The sequence below is a fragment of the Myxococcus sp. XM-1-1-1 genome (assembly GCF_020037095.1).
GTDB lineage: Bacteria > Myxococcota > Myxococcia > Myxococcales > Myxococcaceae > Myxococcus > Myxococcus fulvus.
Genome location: NZ_JAIQDH010000004.1, coordinates 177,384 through 193,244 on the forward strand (window position 1 = coordinate 177,384; position 15,861 = coordinate 193,244).

At 69.7% G+C, this 15,861-nt stretch carries 13 protein-coding genes; 6 read left to right on the top strand and 7 right to left on the bottom strand.

The annotated features are described in order from the left end of the window. Positions 1 to 31 precede the first annotated feature (31 nt). Positions 32 to 1,339, bottom strand: coding sequence for a hypothetical protein (locus tag K8640_RS11225; RefSeq protein WP_223747044.1), 1,308 nt, complete (start codon positions 1,337 to 1,339; stop codon positions 32 to 34). 246 nt (positions 1,340 to 1,585) lie between these two features. Here K8640_RS11225 and K8640_RS11230 point away from each other — a divergent pair, with 246 nt between their 5' ends. Then, positions 1,586 to 2,641, top strand: coding sequence for a hypothetical protein (locus K8640_RS11230; RefSeq protein ID WP_223747045.1), 1,056 nt, complete (start codon positions 1,586 to 1,588; stop codon positions 2,639 to 2,641). Positions 2,642 to 2,666: 25 nt separating this feature from the next. Here the strand turns inward: K8640_RS11230 and K8640_RS11235 are convergent, their stop codons facing one another. Both K8640_RS11235 and K8640_RS11240 read right to left on the bottom strand, forming a co-directional pair. Then, positions 2,667 to 7,379, bottom strand: a complete 4,713-nt coding sequence (locus K8640_RS11235; protein WP_223747046.1) for a translocation/assembly module TamB domain-containing protein — start codon at positions 7,377 to 7,379, stop codon at positions 2,667 to 2,669. Next, entirely contained in the window at positions 7,376 to 9,505 is a 2,130-nt protein-coding gene (locus K8640_RS11240) for a BamA/TamA family outer membrane protein (RefSeq protein WP_223747047.1), read from the bottom strand. The genes K8640_RS11235 and K8640_RS11240 overlap by 4 nt, the downstream gene beginning before the upstream one ends. A 166-nt stretch (positions 9,506 to 9,671) precedes the next feature. On the opposite strand from K8640_RS11240, the gene K8640_RS11245 reads away from it, so the two are divergent. Continuing rightward, complete coding sequence (locus K8640_RS11245; protein ID WP_141325756.1) at positions 9,672 to 9,980, top strand: hypothetical protein; 309 nt, start codon at positions 9,672 to 9,674, stop codon at positions 9,978 to 9,980. A 66-nt stretch (positions 9,981 to 10,046) separates the two neighbouring features. On the opposite strand, the gene K8640_RS11250 is transcribed toward K8640_RS11245, so the two are convergent. Beyond that, positions 10,047 to 11,597: a 4-alpha-glucanotransferase gene (locus K8640_RS11250; protein WP_223747048.1), complete on the bottom strand. Its 1,551-nt coding sequence runs from the start codon at positions 11,595 to 11,597 to the stop codon at positions 10,047 to 10,049. Between the two features lie 134 nt (positions 11,598 to 11,731). Here K8640_RS11250 and K8640_RS11255 point away from each other — a divergent pair, with 134 nt between their 5' ends. The 4 genes from K8640_RS11255 (at position 11,732) to K8640_RS11270 (ending at position 14,342) form a co-directional block, all read left to right on the top strand. Beyond that, positions 11,732 to 12,319 (top strand): DNA-3-methyladenine glycosylase, encoded by a 588-nt coding sequence (locus K8640_RS11255; RefSeq protein ID WP_141325767.1) that lies wholly within the window; start codon positions 11,732 to 11,734, stop codon positions 12,317 to 12,319. Positions 12,320 to 12,354: 35 nt separating this feature from the next. Then, positions 12,355 to 12,969, top strand: a complete 615-nt coding sequence (locus K8640_RS11260; RefSeq protein WP_141325754.1) for an RNA polymerase sigma factor — start codon at positions 12,355 to 12,357, stop codon at positions 12,967 to 12,969. Between the two features lie 69 nt (positions 12,970 to 13,038). After that, on the top strand, positions 13,039 to 13,278 hold the full coding sequence (locus K8640_RS11265) for an anti-sigma factor (protein WP_141325753.1): 240 nt from the start codon (positions 13,039 to 13,041) through the stop codon (positions 13,276 to 13,278). Further along, on the top strand, positions 13,275 to 14,342 hold the full coding sequence (locus K8640_RS11270; RefSeq protein WP_223747049.1) for a radical SAM protein: 1,068 nt from the start codon (positions 13,275 to 13,277) through the stop codon (positions 14,340 to 14,342). Before K8640_RS11265 ends, K8640_RS11270 begins: the two co-directional genes overlap by 4 nt. Positions 14,343 to 14,356: 14 nt before the next feature. On the opposite strand, the gene K8640_RS11275 is transcribed toward K8640_RS11270, so the two are convergent. The 3 genes from K8640_RS11275 to K8640_RS11285 are packed head-to-tail and all read right to left on the bottom strand — an operon-like array spanning position 14,357 to position 15,828. After that, complete coding sequence (locus tag K8640_RS11275) at positions 14,357 to 14,782, bottom strand: hypothetical protein (RefSeq protein WP_223747050.1); 426 nt, start codon at positions 14,780 to 14,782, stop codon at positions 14,357 to 14,359. Positions 14,783 to 14,805: 23 nt separating this feature from the next. Beyond that, complete coding sequence (locus K8640_RS11280) at positions 14,806 to 14,991, bottom strand: hypothetical protein (RefSeq protein WP_223747051.1); 186 nt, start codon at positions 14,989 to 14,991, stop codon at positions 14,806 to 14,808. Positions 14,992 to 15,030: 39 nt separating this feature from the next. Further along, a complete protein-coding gene (locus K8640_RS11285) occupies positions 15,031 to 15,828 on the bottom strand; it encodes a barstar family protein (RefSeq protein WP_223747052.1) in 798 nt (265 codons plus the stop codon). Positions 15,829 to 15,861: the final 33 nt, after the last annotated feature.

Here is a 15,861-nt window from a genome sequence, read left to right on the forward strand (position 1 = left end):
AGTCACCGCGGTCCCGCCTCCGTCCGGACGGCTACTTCACGCAAGGCACCTGTCCACCGGCCTGCTTGTACGCGCGGACGCGGCTGGCCAGGTTTCCGTTGTCGGTCTCCGGCGACGTCTGTCGGCCCTCACCCGCGCCGAAGGAGAAGCCCACGGAGTGCGCGGCGGCCAGCTCCGCGGTGTGCGAGAAGAAGTAGTCCACGCGGTTGTCCTTCCAGCGCGTGTTGCTGTTCGGCAGGCTCATGTTGCCCACCGGCAGCTGCCACCAGAAGTTCGGCTTGCCCAGCCGCTCGGAGATGGCGGCGGCCCAGGTGAAGGCCTGACGGAAGTGGGGCAGCTTGCGGTTGTCCACGTCCCACCACGTCTCCTCGCCGATGCTGTCGTAGAAGCCCGCGTCGCGGTCCGACGCCTCCACGACGATGAAGTCCGTGTCCGCCGCGCCCAGCTTCGACAGGAAGTCGGCCACCTTGCGCGCCTCGCCCGCGATGTCGAAGGACGCGTTGGTGTTGAGGTACACGTCGACGCGCGTCGACCAGGGGCTCGCGTGCAGGCTCACCTTCGCGTTCGGCGCGTACTTGCGCGCCATCGCAATCATGCAGCGGCTCAGGCCCGACGCGGTGTTCGCCATGCCCGCGCAGTCCGTGTTGTTCGCGCTCGCGACCTGCGCGGGCACCGAGTCCGGGTTGCCGTTGGAGAAGAACTGGAGATAGCCCCACAGGTCCGGCTCCAGGTGGAGCAGGGCGCGCGCGCTGCCCACCTGCTGCAGCGTGAAGCGATAGTCCGCGAAGTAGCGCCGCATCACCGCCGCGTCGTTGAGCGCCGTGAGCTGCTGCTCGCCCTCACCCGAGGGCCCCACGCTGCCCAGCAGCTGCTGGTAGTACGTGATGAACGGGAGCTGCTGCCGCCCCGCCGCCCGCGACACGAAGCCGCGGATGTAGTCCCCCGGCGGCTGCGACAGGTCCTGCCAGCAGCCCCACCACGCGCACGCGCCATTCGCGCAGGACGCGCCGCCCGCGTTGCAGCCCGACGTGCACGACGTGCACACGTTGTTCGAGTCCACCAGCCCGCTGGCGATGTACAGGTAGTGCACGTCGAACGGCGCGCTGGCCGCGGTGTCGTCCTCCATCTGCGCGCCCACCAGCAGCCGGTCCTCGCCCAGCGACTCCAGGAACGTCTCTCCCAGGCAGTCACCGCTGGCGGTGCCTCCGCCGTCCGGGGTGTTCGTGCCGCCATCCGCCGCGGGTGTCTTGCCGTCGTCGTCCGAGCTGGAGCAACCGCCCAGCACCGCGAGGGACACGCTGACCACCACCAGACGCTTCAGCCACATCGAGCAGGGCATGTGCATACGCCTAGGACGCTAGCCCGACGCGCCGCGTGAGCCTCAAGTCCCCTGGACTCCAGGACAGCACCCGCGCTCCGGGCGCCCATCCAGCTCGGCGCCAATAATCTGTCATTCCTTCAATTCAAGAAATTCTTGAGACGTGAGGCAGGGGCCGGGTAGACGAGAAGGCTCCCCCCCCTGCCGGGCCCGCTGGGAGGCGAGCGCTTCACTCGCGGGCACGGCGCATCTCCCCTCGAGGCCGTGATGAAGACGCGACTGTGGTGGCTCATGGTGCCCGCGCTGTTGGCGGTTGGCTGTGGCCCTGTCGAAGAGGAGCAGGACGAGTTCGTCGACGAGCTGACCGGACAGGTGTTGCAGCGAGCCACGGTGAAGTACGACATGCACCGGCTGCTGGAGGACGACAACCTCCTGGGCCACCAGTGGATTACGACCGAGCAGGTGCAGGCCTTCCTGACGCAGCAGGGCTCGTACCTGGCCACCTATCGGGACCCGGCCTTCAGCAACAAGACGGCGGCGGCGCTCATCGTCGAGCGCTCCAAGGCGTTCGGCATCAGCCCGCTGTACATGCTCGCGCGCATCCAGGTGGAGTCCAGCCTGGTGCAGAGCGGCACCTCCAACAACCTGAGCAAGGCGACCGGCTGTGGTTGTCCCGACAGCAGCGGGTGTGACGCGCAATACGTGGGCTTCGGCAAGCAGATTGATTGCTCGGCGAAGAAGCTGCGCGGCTACTTCACGGACCTGGACGCGGGGCGGGCCACCGTGTCCGGCTGGAAGGTGGGCACGACGAAGGCGACGTTGGACCCGTGCTCGGTGAAGCCGACCAACAAGGCCACCGCGGCGCTCTACACGTACACGCCCTGGGTGGGCGCGTACGCGACGCAGTGTGGCCGCACGACGGTGGGCGGCTCGTCGCTGGTGTCGGTCATCTACCACCGGTACGCGGATGGCGGCTTCAACTGGGGGGCCCCGACGTCCACGGGCTGCGTGTCGGAGACGGCGGGCACGACGGTGCCGGAGCTCGGCTGCGTGCAGAGCTCGTCCGATGCGATGTGGCGCCAGTGCGTCTCCGGCGTCTTCACCGCGGGCAGCACCACGCGTCCCACCAACTGCACCCAGGCGTGGCCGTGGTGCTCCTCCGCCACGCTGGGCCGCTCGGTGCCCGCGCGCACCTGCGTGCAGTCCTCGTCGAACCAGCAGTGGAGCCAGTGCGGCGTGGGCGGCGCGTGGGTGAGCTCGCCCATGGCGCCCGACAGCGGCGCGGGCCCGGTGGGCGCGTGCTTCGAGATGTACTGGCTGTAGCCCCCTCGCGCTTGGAGGGCGGCCCTCAGTACTCGTTGGTCCAGATGAGGTCGAGGCCGCCCGAGCGGGCGTCGCCGTACTGTCCTTCCAGGCTCCAGCGCGGTCCGAACTGGTACTCGAAGCGGACCGCGTTGGAGTTCTCACCCTGCTGGATGTTGGCGCCCACGCGTCCGGTGTAGCCGACGTAGATTTTGTCGGTGACGTAGGTGCCCACCTCCAGCTTGGTGCCGGCGATGCCCGCGCCGCCGGCTTCAATCGACAGCACGTCCAGCGGCAGCTTCGCGGCCAGCGCCTTGCGCGCCTCGTTGGCGACGAGCGAGCCCACCACGGAGGCCGCCTGCGCGCTGGCCGTCATGGACGCGCCGGAGCCTCGCTCCAGCGTGCGCCGGCCGGTGGCGAGCAGCGTGTAGATTTCGGACTCGGGCAGGGGCGGCTCGCTCGTGGGCTTCAGGGTGATGTCGCGGCCCTGGCCCCGGATGGTGACGTACACCGTGATGTTGGAGCTCTCGGCGCGGTGCTCCGCGGTGACGTTGATGTACGGGACGGTGGGCGGGCCGGTGAAGCTCACCAGGCTGTCGCGCTGCACGTCGAAGCGGCGGCCCAGCACGTCCACGCGGCCGCGCAGCACGCGCACCTGTCCGAAGAGGCGCGCCACGTCGGTGTACTCGACGCGGAAGTCCTCCGACAGGCCCAGCTCCACGTTGAGGTCGCTGCCCTTCACCCAGATGTTTCGCGGCGCGTTCACGTTCACCCAGTACGCGCGCTGGGGCTTCGGCTCGTCGCCCGTCTCCAGGTCCTCCTCCGCGTCGGCGGGCGTCGGAGGCTCCGTGGCCGGACCCGCGGCGACCTCGGGCTCGGGGTCTCCGGGCGAGGGCTGCTGGGGCTGCTTGCGCTTGCGCCGCTCGATGGGCTGACCGTTGCGCACGAGCACCACGTCGCCGGGGCGCTCCAGGTCCTGGAGGTCCTTGCGCTTGGCCTCGGGCAGCTCGACGGTGGCCTCCGGCACGGAGACGTTGCGCAGGTTGACCAGCCGCTCGGAGATAGTGCCCTCCACCTTCGCGCGCAGGCTCAGCACCGCCATCAGCTGGTCGTCGAAGACGATGGGGAAGTCGCGGGCGCGCAGCGGATATGGATTGTCCTGGGGGCTGGTCAGCTCGTACTCGCCCCGGGGGTTGCGCGTGGCCGTCAGCGGCGCGTCCAGCCAGACGGTGCCGCCGCCGGCCTTCATGGACAGCGTGTTGATGGCCAGGCGCTCCTGGCTGGCCTCCAGCGCCAGCTGGATGTCGCGGTACTCACCCAGCCCCATCAGCGCGAGCTTGCCGTCCTTCCACTTCATCGACCCCTGGAAGGTGGGCACCGCGAGCGTGCCCGCGAGCTTCGCGTCCGCCTGAATCAGCCCGCCGATGCTGCGCAGCATCTCCGCCGCGCCGGACAGGAACGACGGGTCGAAGTCCTTCGCCTGCAGCGTCACCTCCATGGGCGCGCGCGAGGTGTCCAGGCCGCGGCGAATCGCGGGCAGCGACACGTCCAGCTCCAGGCCGCCGTCCACCATCATGGTGCCGCCCGACGGCGCGGTGAGCAGCACGTCGAACTTGGAGCGCGCGTCCTGGTAGCCGTACTGCAACCGCGCCTGCCCCAGCGCCAGCGCGCCCATGCCCAGCTTCTGCACGCCGGCGGTCAGCTCCATGCGCGGCGCGTCCAGCGTGCCTCGCGCGGCCAGCTCCACCGCCAGCTCGCCCTGCAGGCCCTTCTGGGACGACGGCGCGCCCGTCCGCTGCGCGCGCTCACCCGTGGCGCGCGCCTTGGCCACGCCGGGCAGCTGCTGCAGCGACACCGGGCCCAGCCGGCCCTTGAGCTGGAAGGGGATGTGTCCGTAGACCTCCTGGTCCTGCAGCGCGCCCAGCGGCGCGTCCAGCGTGAGGTCCAGCTGCGCCAGGGGCCCGTCCTCGCGCTGCGCGGCCAGCGTCACGCGCACGTCCTGGTCGTCACCCACCACGCCCAGCTGGCTGTTCATCGGCGGCAGCCCGTACGCGGTGAGCCCCACGCCCAGCACGCTCAGGCGCGCCTGGGGCACCAGCGCGGAGCCGGTGAGGTTGAGCTGCACCGACACGTTGCCGCCGGGCTTCTGCAGTCCGCCCACGCCCTCGAACTGGGCCAGGGGCAGCTCCGCCACGCGGGCCTCCAGGTCCACCGACGCGGAGAGGAGGTCCTCGGCTTGCGGCGGCCGCGCCATCATCCCGCCCACCGTGAAGGGCGTGCGCAGCACCACGTAGGTCTGCTGGGTGCCCAGGCCGCGCACGTCCAGGCGCGCGTCCAGCGTGCCGTCCTCCTTGTCGGAGGCCGCGCGCAGCTCGAAGTCCAGCGGGGCCTTCAGGGCGAAGCCCGGGGGCGGCGCGCTGTAGTTCACCTGCTGGCCGAGCAACACGAAGTCCAGGCGCGGGTCCTTCGCGGTGCCGTCCACCACGAGCTGGGCGGACACGGTGCCGCTCACCGGCTCCGGACGCTCGAGCAGCTTCATCACCCCGGCCAGGTCCACGCCCTCGAGGTTCGCCTTGAGCGACAGCGTGTCCTTGCGCCGCTTCAGCACGCCCTGCACCGGCACGTCGAAGTTCGCGGTGAGCTTCGCCACCGGCAGGCCCGCGGAGAGTGTGCCCTGCGCGCGGTCCTTCACGTACGTCGCGTCCAGCGCGAGCTGCAGGTCCTCGTAGCCCTGCGCGCGTCCGTCGCTCCAGCTCAGCTTCACCTGCGCGTCCGGACGCGGCATCCGGCCCTGCGCGGTGACGAAGCCCGACACCGTGCCGCCCAGCCCCAGCGACTCCGGCACCGCGACGCGCGGCAGCAGCGACAGGTCCACCGCTTCCAGGTCCACGCGCGCCGTCAGCCGCTCGTTGACCAGCAGGGCGCGCACGCCCAGCGCCTGTCCGCCCGAGCCGAGCCGCAGCGCGGGCTCCACCTCCACCTTGCCCCCGCCGAAGCCCACGTGCGTGGGGCCTTGCAGCTTCCACGTTGCCTCCGGCCACGACAAGGTCAGCGCCTCCAGCGCCAGCCCCATGCCGTCGTCGTCCACCAGCCCCGCGAGCGTCAGCCCCAGCGCCGTGTCGCCCATGACGCGCACGCTGGCCTCCAGGCGGCGCTCCTCGGTGGCGATGCCCACGGACACGTCGCGGAACATCCGCTCGCCCACCTTCAGCACGCCCACCACCAGCGTCGCGTCGGTCGTCAGCGGGCGGGTGGCGTCCGGCACCTCCGCGTTCAGCGTGAGGTTGCGAATCGCGTAGTCGCCGTAGGTCAGCGACGTGAAGTTGCCCTGCGCCACCACGCCGGGCGCGCGCACGGGGCCCTCCACCTTGAACTCCAGCGTGCCGCTGCCGGAGATGGGCGGCACCGCGCCGGGCAGCAGCTTCGTCAGCGAGTCGGACAGCAGGGCCAGGTTGCCCGCCGTCAGCCCGCCGTCGATGCGCACCGCCTGCGCCGTGCCCTGGCCCTTGGCCTGGAGCGAGGCGCCCGGCACCAGCACCAGGAGCCGCGACAGCGTGTACTGGCCGTCCTTCGCCTTCGCGTGCAGCTCCACGGGCCCCAGCGGCTGGCCCTTGAAGCGCGACGGCGACACGGTGAGGTCCACCTCGCCGTCGAGCGTCTCCAGGCTGGTGCCGCCGCCCTTCGCGCTCAGGTCCGCGGACAGGCTCGTCTTCGGCCCCTCGGCCACGAGCGCGGACAGGTCCACGCCGCGCACCTTCACGGTGACGCCGCGGGTGCGCAGGCGCTCCAGGTCCACGTCGCCCTTCAGCTCGAGCGTCGCGTCCGCCGCCTTGCCGGACAGCTGGGCCTGGGCCAGGTCACCCTCGATGCCCGCCGTGCCCTCCACGTGCACGGGCACCAGCAGGGGCCACGAGGGCACGAAGCCGCGCGGCAGCTCCGGCGGCACGGTGAGCTTGCGCACCACTAGGTCCGCCTTCAGGGCGCCAGGAGGCTGGCCGGGCGGCGTCTCCGCGGGGAGCTTCGCGTTGGCGCTCGCGTCCAGCAGGAGCCCCGCGAGCTCCAGCTTCACGTCCGCGTCGAGCGCGCCCTCCTCGCCGCCGCCCTTGAGGCTCAGCTTCACGGGGCCCTTCGTCGGCTGCGTCAGGGCCGCGGTGGCCTCCAGCGTGGCGCCGAAGCCCTGCGTCGCCGCGGCGAAGTGTCCGGAGGCCGTGGCGTCCAGGTCCTCCAGCCGCGCGTGCCGCTCGCCGCCGTCCTCCAACTCCTGCCGGAAGTCGACGTAGCCGTCCTGGAGCACCAGCGCGTCCAGGTCCACGCGCAGCTTGCCGCGCGGACCGGGTGGCTCCTCGGGCTTGGGCACGCGGGGCGCAATCGCGCGCGACAGGTTCAACCCGCGCTCGTCCTGCGCGAGGTAGAGGCGGGGCGCCTCGATGCGGGCCTCCGTCAATCGGACCTGTTGCTGGAGGAGTCCGCCCAGCCGCACGCGGGCCTCGACGCGGGCAATCTCCGCGACCAGCTCTCCCTCCGGGTCATACAGCTTCACCCCGGTGAGCACCGCGCCCGGCGGCGCCAGGTCCAGGCCCCCGACTTCGAGCCTGCCGGAGAACTGCTCGTTGGCGATTTGAAGCCCCTTGCCCACCAGGAACCGCTCGCCCGGCGCGGACGTCGCCCAGACGAGCACGCCCACCACGGCGAGCACGATGAAGGCCAGGCCGCCCAGCAGCCCCCACAGCAGTCGTCGCCCCCAGCGTCGCCGGCTCAAAACGCCTCTCCAATCGACAGGTGCAGCGCGCACTGTCCGTCAGGGGCCCCCGCGAAGGTCGCCTGCCGGGAGGTGGGTCCATCCGGCTTCCACTTGCTGCCAATGCCGAAGCATCCACCGGAGGACGGATAGATGTACCCCGGCGTGGCCACGGGCAATCCCTGGCCCAGGTTGAGCCGCCGCGCGATGTCCAGGCGGATGGGGCCCACCACCGTCAGGTAGCGCAGCCCCAGGCCCACCGCGTGGTAGTGCTCGGGACCGAACAGCCGCGGCGCGCGTGGCGAGTCGAAGCCCTCCACGCCCACCAGGCCCGAGTCCCAGAACGTCGCCAGCATGATGCTCTCGGTGATCTGGTAGCGCAGCTCCAGCGAGGTCTCTATCAGGCTGTTGCCGCCCACCGGCACCGTCTCCCACTCCTCGTTCTGCACCGGGGTGTCCGGCTCGCCGTCCCCGTTGGTGTCCTCCTGCTTCTCCAGCGCGGCCAGGGGCGACAGGCGCTGGCCGTTGAAGCCGCGCATGGACGTGGCGCCGCCGGAGAAGAAGCGCGTGACGATGGAGCTCTGCGAGTTGCCCGCCGGGTTGAGCGTCCCCATCCGCAGCTTGCCCGCCAGCACCACGCGCTTCTCCTCGCCGAAGGAGCGGTAGAAGCGCAGGTCCGGCAGCAGCCGCACGTAGTTGAAGTCACCCTGCAGGAAGCCGCCGCCCTTCTGCACGGACATGCTCACGTAGTAGCCGTCGCGCGGCTCCACCGGGTCGTCGCGCCGGTCCCACGCGAACGCGACCTCCAGGAAGGAGAGCGACACGTCACAGCGCGTCTGCCCCTCGCCGCAGCCCAGGATCACGGGCGGCACGCGCGAGTCCGCGCTCACCCGACCCGACAGCCGGTACACCTGGAGGTTGTAGGACGGGAAGACGGAGAAGTTGCGGTGCGGCTGCCAGATGACGCCCGTCTGCAACCGGCCGCCGTAGAAGTCGTAGGCCTGCTCCAGGCCCTTCTCCAGCGTGAGCGAGGTCTGCTGGCGCAGGTCCCGGAAGAGGAAGCGCGGCTGCTCGTACTCGCCCGTCACCTCGAACACGGGGCCCTGCTTCGACGTGCTCAGGATGTTGGGGATGAAGGCGTAACCGGCGCGCCCCCGCACCGTCACCCGGCGCAGGCCGCCCAGGAAGTTGCGGTGCGTCCACTCACCCAGCGCGCGGACCTCCTGGCGCGCGGCGTCCACGCCGATACCACCACCCAGCCGCACCGAGCGGAACGGCGCCTCGCGCACGTCCACCACGACGGGCACCGTGGCGGACTCGCGGTCCGGCGCGCCCCGGTTCACCTTCACCGCGCCGAACACGCCCATGCGGAACACGCGCGCCTGCGCCTCCGCGAGCGCCGTCTCGCTGTACCAGTCCCCCTTGCGCAGCGCGCCCTGCACCTGCTCGATGATGCGGCGCGGAGGCACCTCGGGGTTGGCGTCCGTGGCCACGAAGGTGTTGCCGAAGCGGTAGCGAAGCCCCGGCTTCACGTCGAGCCGCACCCGGGCCAGCTTCGTGTCCACGTCCACCTGGACCTCGCCCGACACCTCGGCCTCCGCGTAGCCCTGCTCGCGCAGCTGCTCCTGCATCGCGCCCTTGGACTCCTCCCACGGCCCCTCGCGGAAGATGTCGCCCTTCTTGAAGGGCAGCTTCGACTCGAGCCGCTCGCGGTGCTTGCCGCGCTCCTCCTCCGGCAGCGCCTGCAGCCCCTCGATGGTGATGTCGCCGATGCGCGTGGGCTCGCCCTCGTTCACCTCCACGAAGAGCTCCACCGCGTCGCCCTTGGGCTTCACCTCGCTGTCCACCACCTCCGCCTGGTAGTAGCCCTGGGCCTGGTAGTAGCGCTCGATGCGGCGCAGGTCCGCCTGCCACGCGTTGGGGTCGAAGTAGTTGGGCCCGCCGAACGGCCAGAACGCCCACCACGGCGTCTGCGACGTGAGGATGCGGTCCTTGATGTCGCCCTCGCTCACCTGCTTCGTGCCCTCGATGTCGAGCTTGGCGACCTTGGGTCCCGGGGGCGGCGTGGACGTGGTGGCACAACCCGCCATGCTCAGGAGCAGGGCGACGGTGGCGATGCGGAGGAGTCGGAGCAGGTCAACGGCCACGGACTGTTCATACCCGGAAGGCAAGAGGGGCAGCGCGTCTTGTGGAGGACGACCTCCTCCCTTTGTCGCATTCCAACGTCTCTTCATCCCGGCCTCTGTCGGCAAGTCCTTGCTCGAAACACCTCGACACGTGCAAGCCGCGCCAAGGTGCGCCAGATTGGGGGCCATGCTCCTGTCCCGCCGAATCAGAGTCCTGGTGTTCTGCGTGGTGTCGGCGCTCGCCTCCGCCTGCGGCGTGGATGACGACGAGGTCGTCAAACTCCGAGAAGGTGAGAGCCTCGCGGACGCCGAGTACTGCGGCTCCTTCGGCTGCGAGCAGATCTACGAGTTCTGCGCCGAGGTATTCCTGGAATTCGGCCGCTCTCCGCCCATCTGCGTCACCGAGGACGTCTGCGACAGGCTCGAGTGCGCGAACTCCAACCGCCGCTGCGCCATCTTCGATGGCTTCCCCGGTCAGGTGAAGTGCATCGACTGAGGTGAGGGCCACGCCACCGCGCCCGGGTGCGAATCACCCCGGGCACGGCGGATGGGCAGGCGTCGTTCAGCGGCGCGCGGAGGCGGTGAGCCAGGCCAGCTTCTCGGCGGCCTCGCGCGTCGTGGCGTCGTTGAGCAGCGAGCCCACGTCCTGGGCGATGCGGTAGGCCCAGTTCGAGTCGCTCATGGAGCCCGGCAGGTTGATGCGGTCCCGGGTGCCGAGCACGTCCTGCCAGGGCAGCACGCACAAATCACTGCCCGAGTTGAGCGCCGCGGCCAGCAGGGCCCGGTGCACCTCCGGGGTGAACTCGCGCGACACCGGCACGCCGTGGAACTCCGGCCACGCGCGGGCGGCGGCCTGGCGCTCGTCGTCGCGGGCGCCCTCCCACCACTCCACCATGGTGTCGGTGTCGTGGGTGCCCGTCGTCACCAGGGAGATTGCGGGGAACTGGTGGGGGTTGCGGTACGTGTTGTCGTCGCGCTCCCAGCGCATCACGCGGTAGCCGGGCAGCTTGAGCTCCGCGAGGATGTGGCGCACGAAGGGCGGAATCACGCCCAGGTCCTCGGCGACGATGCCCGCGCCCTCGGAGAGCAGCTCGAAGTGCTTGCGGCCCAGCCGCTTGTGGCTCTCCTCGTCCGGCGGGATGAAGCGCCCGGTGGGCGTCTGCTCGTCGCGAATCCACTGACGGAAGTAGCCCACCGCGTGGTCCACGCGGCGCAAGTCGTAGTAGCTGGCCGCCTTCTTCGCGCGCGCCTTGAGCCAGGCGTAGTCGTCCTTCTGCATGGCGACGAAGTCGAAGTAGGGCAGGCCCCAGTCCTGGCCCGTGGCGGAGAAGTCATCCGGCGGCACGCCCAGCCGCGCGTCGCGGCGCAGGATGGTGGGGTTGGCCCAGCAGTCCGCGCTGTCCTGGCCGATGATGAACGGCTCGTCGCCGCACAGGAGCACGTCCTGGGCGCGGGCCTTGGCGCGCGCGGCGTTCCACTGCTCCTCGGCCACCCACTGCAGCCACGCGTGGTAGCGCACCCGGCGCTCCAGCTCCTTGCCCTTGGCGGCGAGCGCCTCCGGCTGGCGGGTGCGCAGGCCCTCCGGCCACTCCCACCACGCGCGGCGGTCCTCCTGCTCGCTGATGGCGGTGAACAGGGCGTAGGTCTCCAGCCAGCCCGCCTGGGCGTCGCGCCACTGGGCGAAGGCGCGGGCGCGCTCGGACTGGGAGGCCCAGTGCTGCGCCTCGAAGGTGTCGAACGCGCGCGCCAGGGCGGCGTCCTTCAGGGGGAAGACCAGGTCGTAGCGGATGCGCGGGGCGCTCCGGGCCTCGGCGAGCTGCCGGCGCTGCTCGTCGGAGAGCGCGGCCTCGCCGCCCGAGGCGGTGAACTCCGGCAGCGCGTGCAGGTCGATGAAGAGCGGGTTGAGGCCGAACGCCGAGCGGGTGGCGTAGGGGCTGGAGTCACCCGGCGCGGTGGGCAGCAGCGGCAACAGCATCAGCAGGCGCTGACGCCCGAGCTTCATCCAGGAGAACAGGCCGTCGAGCGCGCCGAAGTCACCGATGCCGAAATCCGTCGGGGAGCGCAGGGAGAAGAGCGGAAGCAGGAGACCGGAGAGCCGGCCGGGGGTGGACATGGTGCGGCGCAATCTGCACCAGCCCCGCGCTGGAGTGAACTGGTCCGGCGACAGGAAGTGCAGGGCCGTTTTCCGCTGGTGGACGGTTGTCCATTCCAAGGCGCAAGTCGGCCCTGACCGGTACACTGCTGGACGTGAGCGTGTTGCCTTCGTCCTTCTACGCGCGCCCGGCCCTCGTCGTGGCGCGGGAGCTGCTCGGTACGCTGCTCGTCGTGCAGGCGTCCGACGGCGCCCGGCGGGTGGGGCGAATCGTCGAGACCGAGGCCTATATCGGCGAGCACGACCTGGCCTGCCACGCCGCCAAGGGGCTCACCCCTCGCACCGAGGTCATGTTCGGCCCGCCGGGAAAGGCCTACATGTATCTCATCTATGGGATGCACCACTGCTTCAACGTGGTGACGGACGCGCCCGGGGTGGGGGCGGCGGTGCTGGTGCGCGCGGTGGAGCCGGTGGAGGGGCTGGACGCAGGCGCGCGCACGGACGGGCCCGGCAAGCTGTGCAAGGCGATGGGGCTGACGCTCGCGCACAACCGGGTGGACCTGGCCTCACCGGGGCTGCACCTGCTCCCGGGTGTGCCGGTGGAGGAGGGGCGGGTGGAGAAGGGCCCCCGCATCGGCGTGGAGTACGCGGGGGCGTGGGCGGACGAGCCCTTCCGGCTGTGGGTCCGGGACAGTCAACATGTCAGCAAGCGGCCTGGGACGAGGCGTCGCAACCGCGCTTGACGAAGGCGCTTCCGGCTGGTTGGGTGCGCCCCGCCATGTCCGACGAGGTCGCCACGGAAGATGATCGCCAGCTCCTCGCCCGCGCGCAGGACGGGGACATGTCCGCCTTCGAGGCCCTGGTGGGAGCCCACCAGGACAAGGTGTACGGTCTGGCGCTGCGGATGACGCGCTCGGAGGCGGACGCCGCCGAAATCACCCAGGACACCTTCCTGTCGGCCTACCAACATCTCAAGGATTTCCGCGGGGATGCGGCCTTCGGCTCGTGGGTGCACCGCATCGCGGCCAACCATGCGCTCATGCGCCTGCGCCACCGGCGGGTGGCCCAGGCGGCCGAGGCGGAGCTCCAGGGGCCGGAGTTCACCCCCCGGGGTACGCTGGCGGACTACCCCCAGACGGACTGGAGTCGGGACGCCGAGGAGAAGGCCCTGGACGCGGAGCTGGGCCAGGCCATCCGGCAGGCGGCGGACCGCCTGCCCGAGGGGTATCGTGAGGTCTTCCTCTTGAAAGACGTGGACGGCCTCAGTTACGAACAGATTGCGGAAGTGACGGGGGATTCCATCCCCGCCATCAAGAGCCGCCTGCACCGGGCTCGTCTCGCGCTCCGGGAAGCCATCGACGCCTTCTACAACCGCGACAATCCCGGGCCGTGAAACGCGAACGGGGGGCTCCGCATCTTCCGAAGCGAGGACGAGGGCGCGCCGCAGCCAGCCGAGGTTCGGATGTACACCTGTAAAGACTCCATCAACCTCCTGCTGGAATACCTCGAGGGCGAGATGTCGCCCGAGGATTCGCGCCATCTCCAGGAGCACCTGTCCGGGTGCAGTCCCTGTGAGGAGTTCCTCCGCACGTACCGGGCCACGCCCAGTCTGTGCAAGCGCGCGCTGGCGGCGAGGATGCCGAAGGAGGTCAGCACCAAGCTGACGGACTTCCTTCGCTCCAAAATCAAGTCCGCCTCGTGAACCTGAAGCAACTCTCGCTCCCGGAGCTGGAGGCGGCGCTCGCGCCGCTCTCCCCGTCCCCCACCGCGGTGCGCAAGGTGTTCGCGGCCGTCTTCGCCCATGGACGAAAGTCCGTGACGGAGGTGGCCCGCTCGCCGCAGGTGCCCCGCCGGGTGACGGACTACCTGGAAGCCCATGCCGAGATGCCGAGCCTCCAAATCGTGGAGCGCCGCAAGGCGGACGACGGCTTCGTGAAGTACCTCTTCGACTCCCCGCTGGGCGGGCGGATTGAAGCGGTGCGCATCCCCATCTTCGACGAGAAGTACGTCATCTGCGTGTCCAGCCAGGTCGGCTGCGCGCTGGCGTGCGACTTCTGCATGACGGGGAAGTTGGGCTTCAAACGGAATCTGTATACCTGGGAGATATTGGACCAGGTGCTGCAGGTGAGGGCGGAGGCGGACCGGCCGGTGCGGGGTGTGGTGTTCATGGGGATGGGCGAGCCGCTGCTCAACTACAAGGAGACGCTGCGGGCGGCGGGCATCCTGTCGAACCCGGCGGGTTTCTCGATTGCGGGCACGGCGATTACGTTCTCCACGGCGGGGCATGTGCCGGCGATTCGGCGCTACACGCGGGAGGGGCATCCGTACCGGCTGGCGTTCTCGGTGACGAGCGCGATGTCGGAGAAGCGGGCGAAGGTGCTCCCGATTGAGAAGACGCATCCGTTGCCGGAGCTGATTGAGGCCATCCGCGAGTACAGCCAGGTGCGGCGCGAGCGGGCGATGATTGCCTATGTGGCCATCTCCGGTTTCAACCTGGAGCGCGAGGACGCGGAGGCGCTGAAGGTGGCGTTCGAGGGGATTCCCATCAAGGTGGACCTCATCGACGTGACGGACCCGACGGGGAAGTACCTGCCGCCGTCGGCGGAGGAGCTGAGCGCGTTCCGGGACTACTTGCAGATACTGAAGGCGCCGGTGGCGCGGCGGTACTCAGGGGGCAAGGAGATTGGGGCGGCGTGCGGCACGCTGGCGGCGACGCAGTACGGCGGCACGGTGATGCCAGTTCCTGGGGCTTCGACGAGTACGTGACGGTGGGCTCGGGCTCACTGCGTGGTTGAGGTGTCGCGCTCGATGAGGAGTTTCGCTCCGCTGGGGGCGAGTCGTGCTTGGAGAAGCTCCATCTCCACGCGTGTGCCCTCTGCCAGTTGACGGGGCAGGGACTTCAAGAGTTCGCCCGTGTCCTGGAGGCTCAGGCCCATGACGTCGCGGACTGCGTGGAGAAGCTGGACTCTTCGTGGGCCTGGTTCTTCGAGACGCAGTGCCCATTTCCCGTGCGTCTCGTAGAAGAGAGGGCGGAGGTCTTCCGGGATGCGGGAGTCGTCGCTCTCGAAGGCGTCACCGCATTCGAGGCAGTGGAACGAGCTGGCGAAGCTCAGTCCCTCGCTCCTTGCCGTCGCCGTGTGGATGCACTGTTGGAGTGCGCCGCACTGACGACACGACATGCTCGTGGTGATTGTCTCGCGAACCATCTCGTCCTGAGCCCCTCTCGCTGTTAGCGAGGCGTGTTCGCATCCTCTTCGTTGTGCAGGTCGTAGACGGTGCACGTGCCGTGCTTTTCCTCGAGAAGATTGAAGGCCTCTTCGCCGTCTACCGCCATCACTGTCACCGGTGTTCCAGGCCAAGTGAGGTCCGGAGTCCAGATGAACGCTTTGTACTCTTTCAATTTCTTCTGGGTCATCTCTGTCTGCCTCAAGGGATTCGTGTGCGGAAATAAGTGTCAGAACGTCCCGGCCAGGTACTTGTGTGCGAGGGCTTCAAGGTTCTCCTGGACGCCCAACGCAATGGCTTTGTGAAGGAGTTCCACGCACGAAGGGACATCATCGTTCGGAATGCGTTCACCCGGGATGGTCTTGTTGTGGCTGAGCAGGACGAGCAGGCTCCATGTCGCCTGCTCCCTCAGTTCGAGTGATTCGTGGACGCAGAGGCTGGGGAGCGCTCTGGCGAAACGCTCCCGGTCCCAGCCCCGCATCCTGAAGGCCAGGAAGAGTGCATTCCTGATTTGACGCGTCGACCCGTCACGCTGCTCGACGATGTTCATCACGAACTCGAAGCCGTCGAACTTCTGGGAGATGAACTGGAGTTCGTCCCGAACGCTGCTGCTGTCCAGCTCCGCCTTGAGTCGCCTCCAGGGGGACCTGGGGCGGATGTCCGCGAGCGGCGCCAGAACCCGGTGCCTGTGCTTCTTCGCGAACACGATATCCAGCACGTAGTCAGTCCTCCCTCGCCAGCTCCCGGCGGACTCCTCCAGAACATGCAGATAGGTGCTGAGGTCCTCGGGAGACAGGGTCGGGAGCTCGTCGTGGATGAGCGTGACTCGTCCCGCTGGGAGCCAGGAGAGGTCCCTTAGGGACCTGGAGAGCGCGTCCCACGTTCGCTCGAAGGACGCGGGCAGTCGCAGCGCGGCTTCGAGCGCCTGCATCAACTGCTCGGTGCCAGAGGCGCCCGCGCAGACGCGTCCGACATGCGCGCCCCTGGGGTGGAATCCTTCGGGGTTCTTCACGAAGTAGATGGACATGGGGCGTGGGTGACCCAAATGGGCGAGGCCATG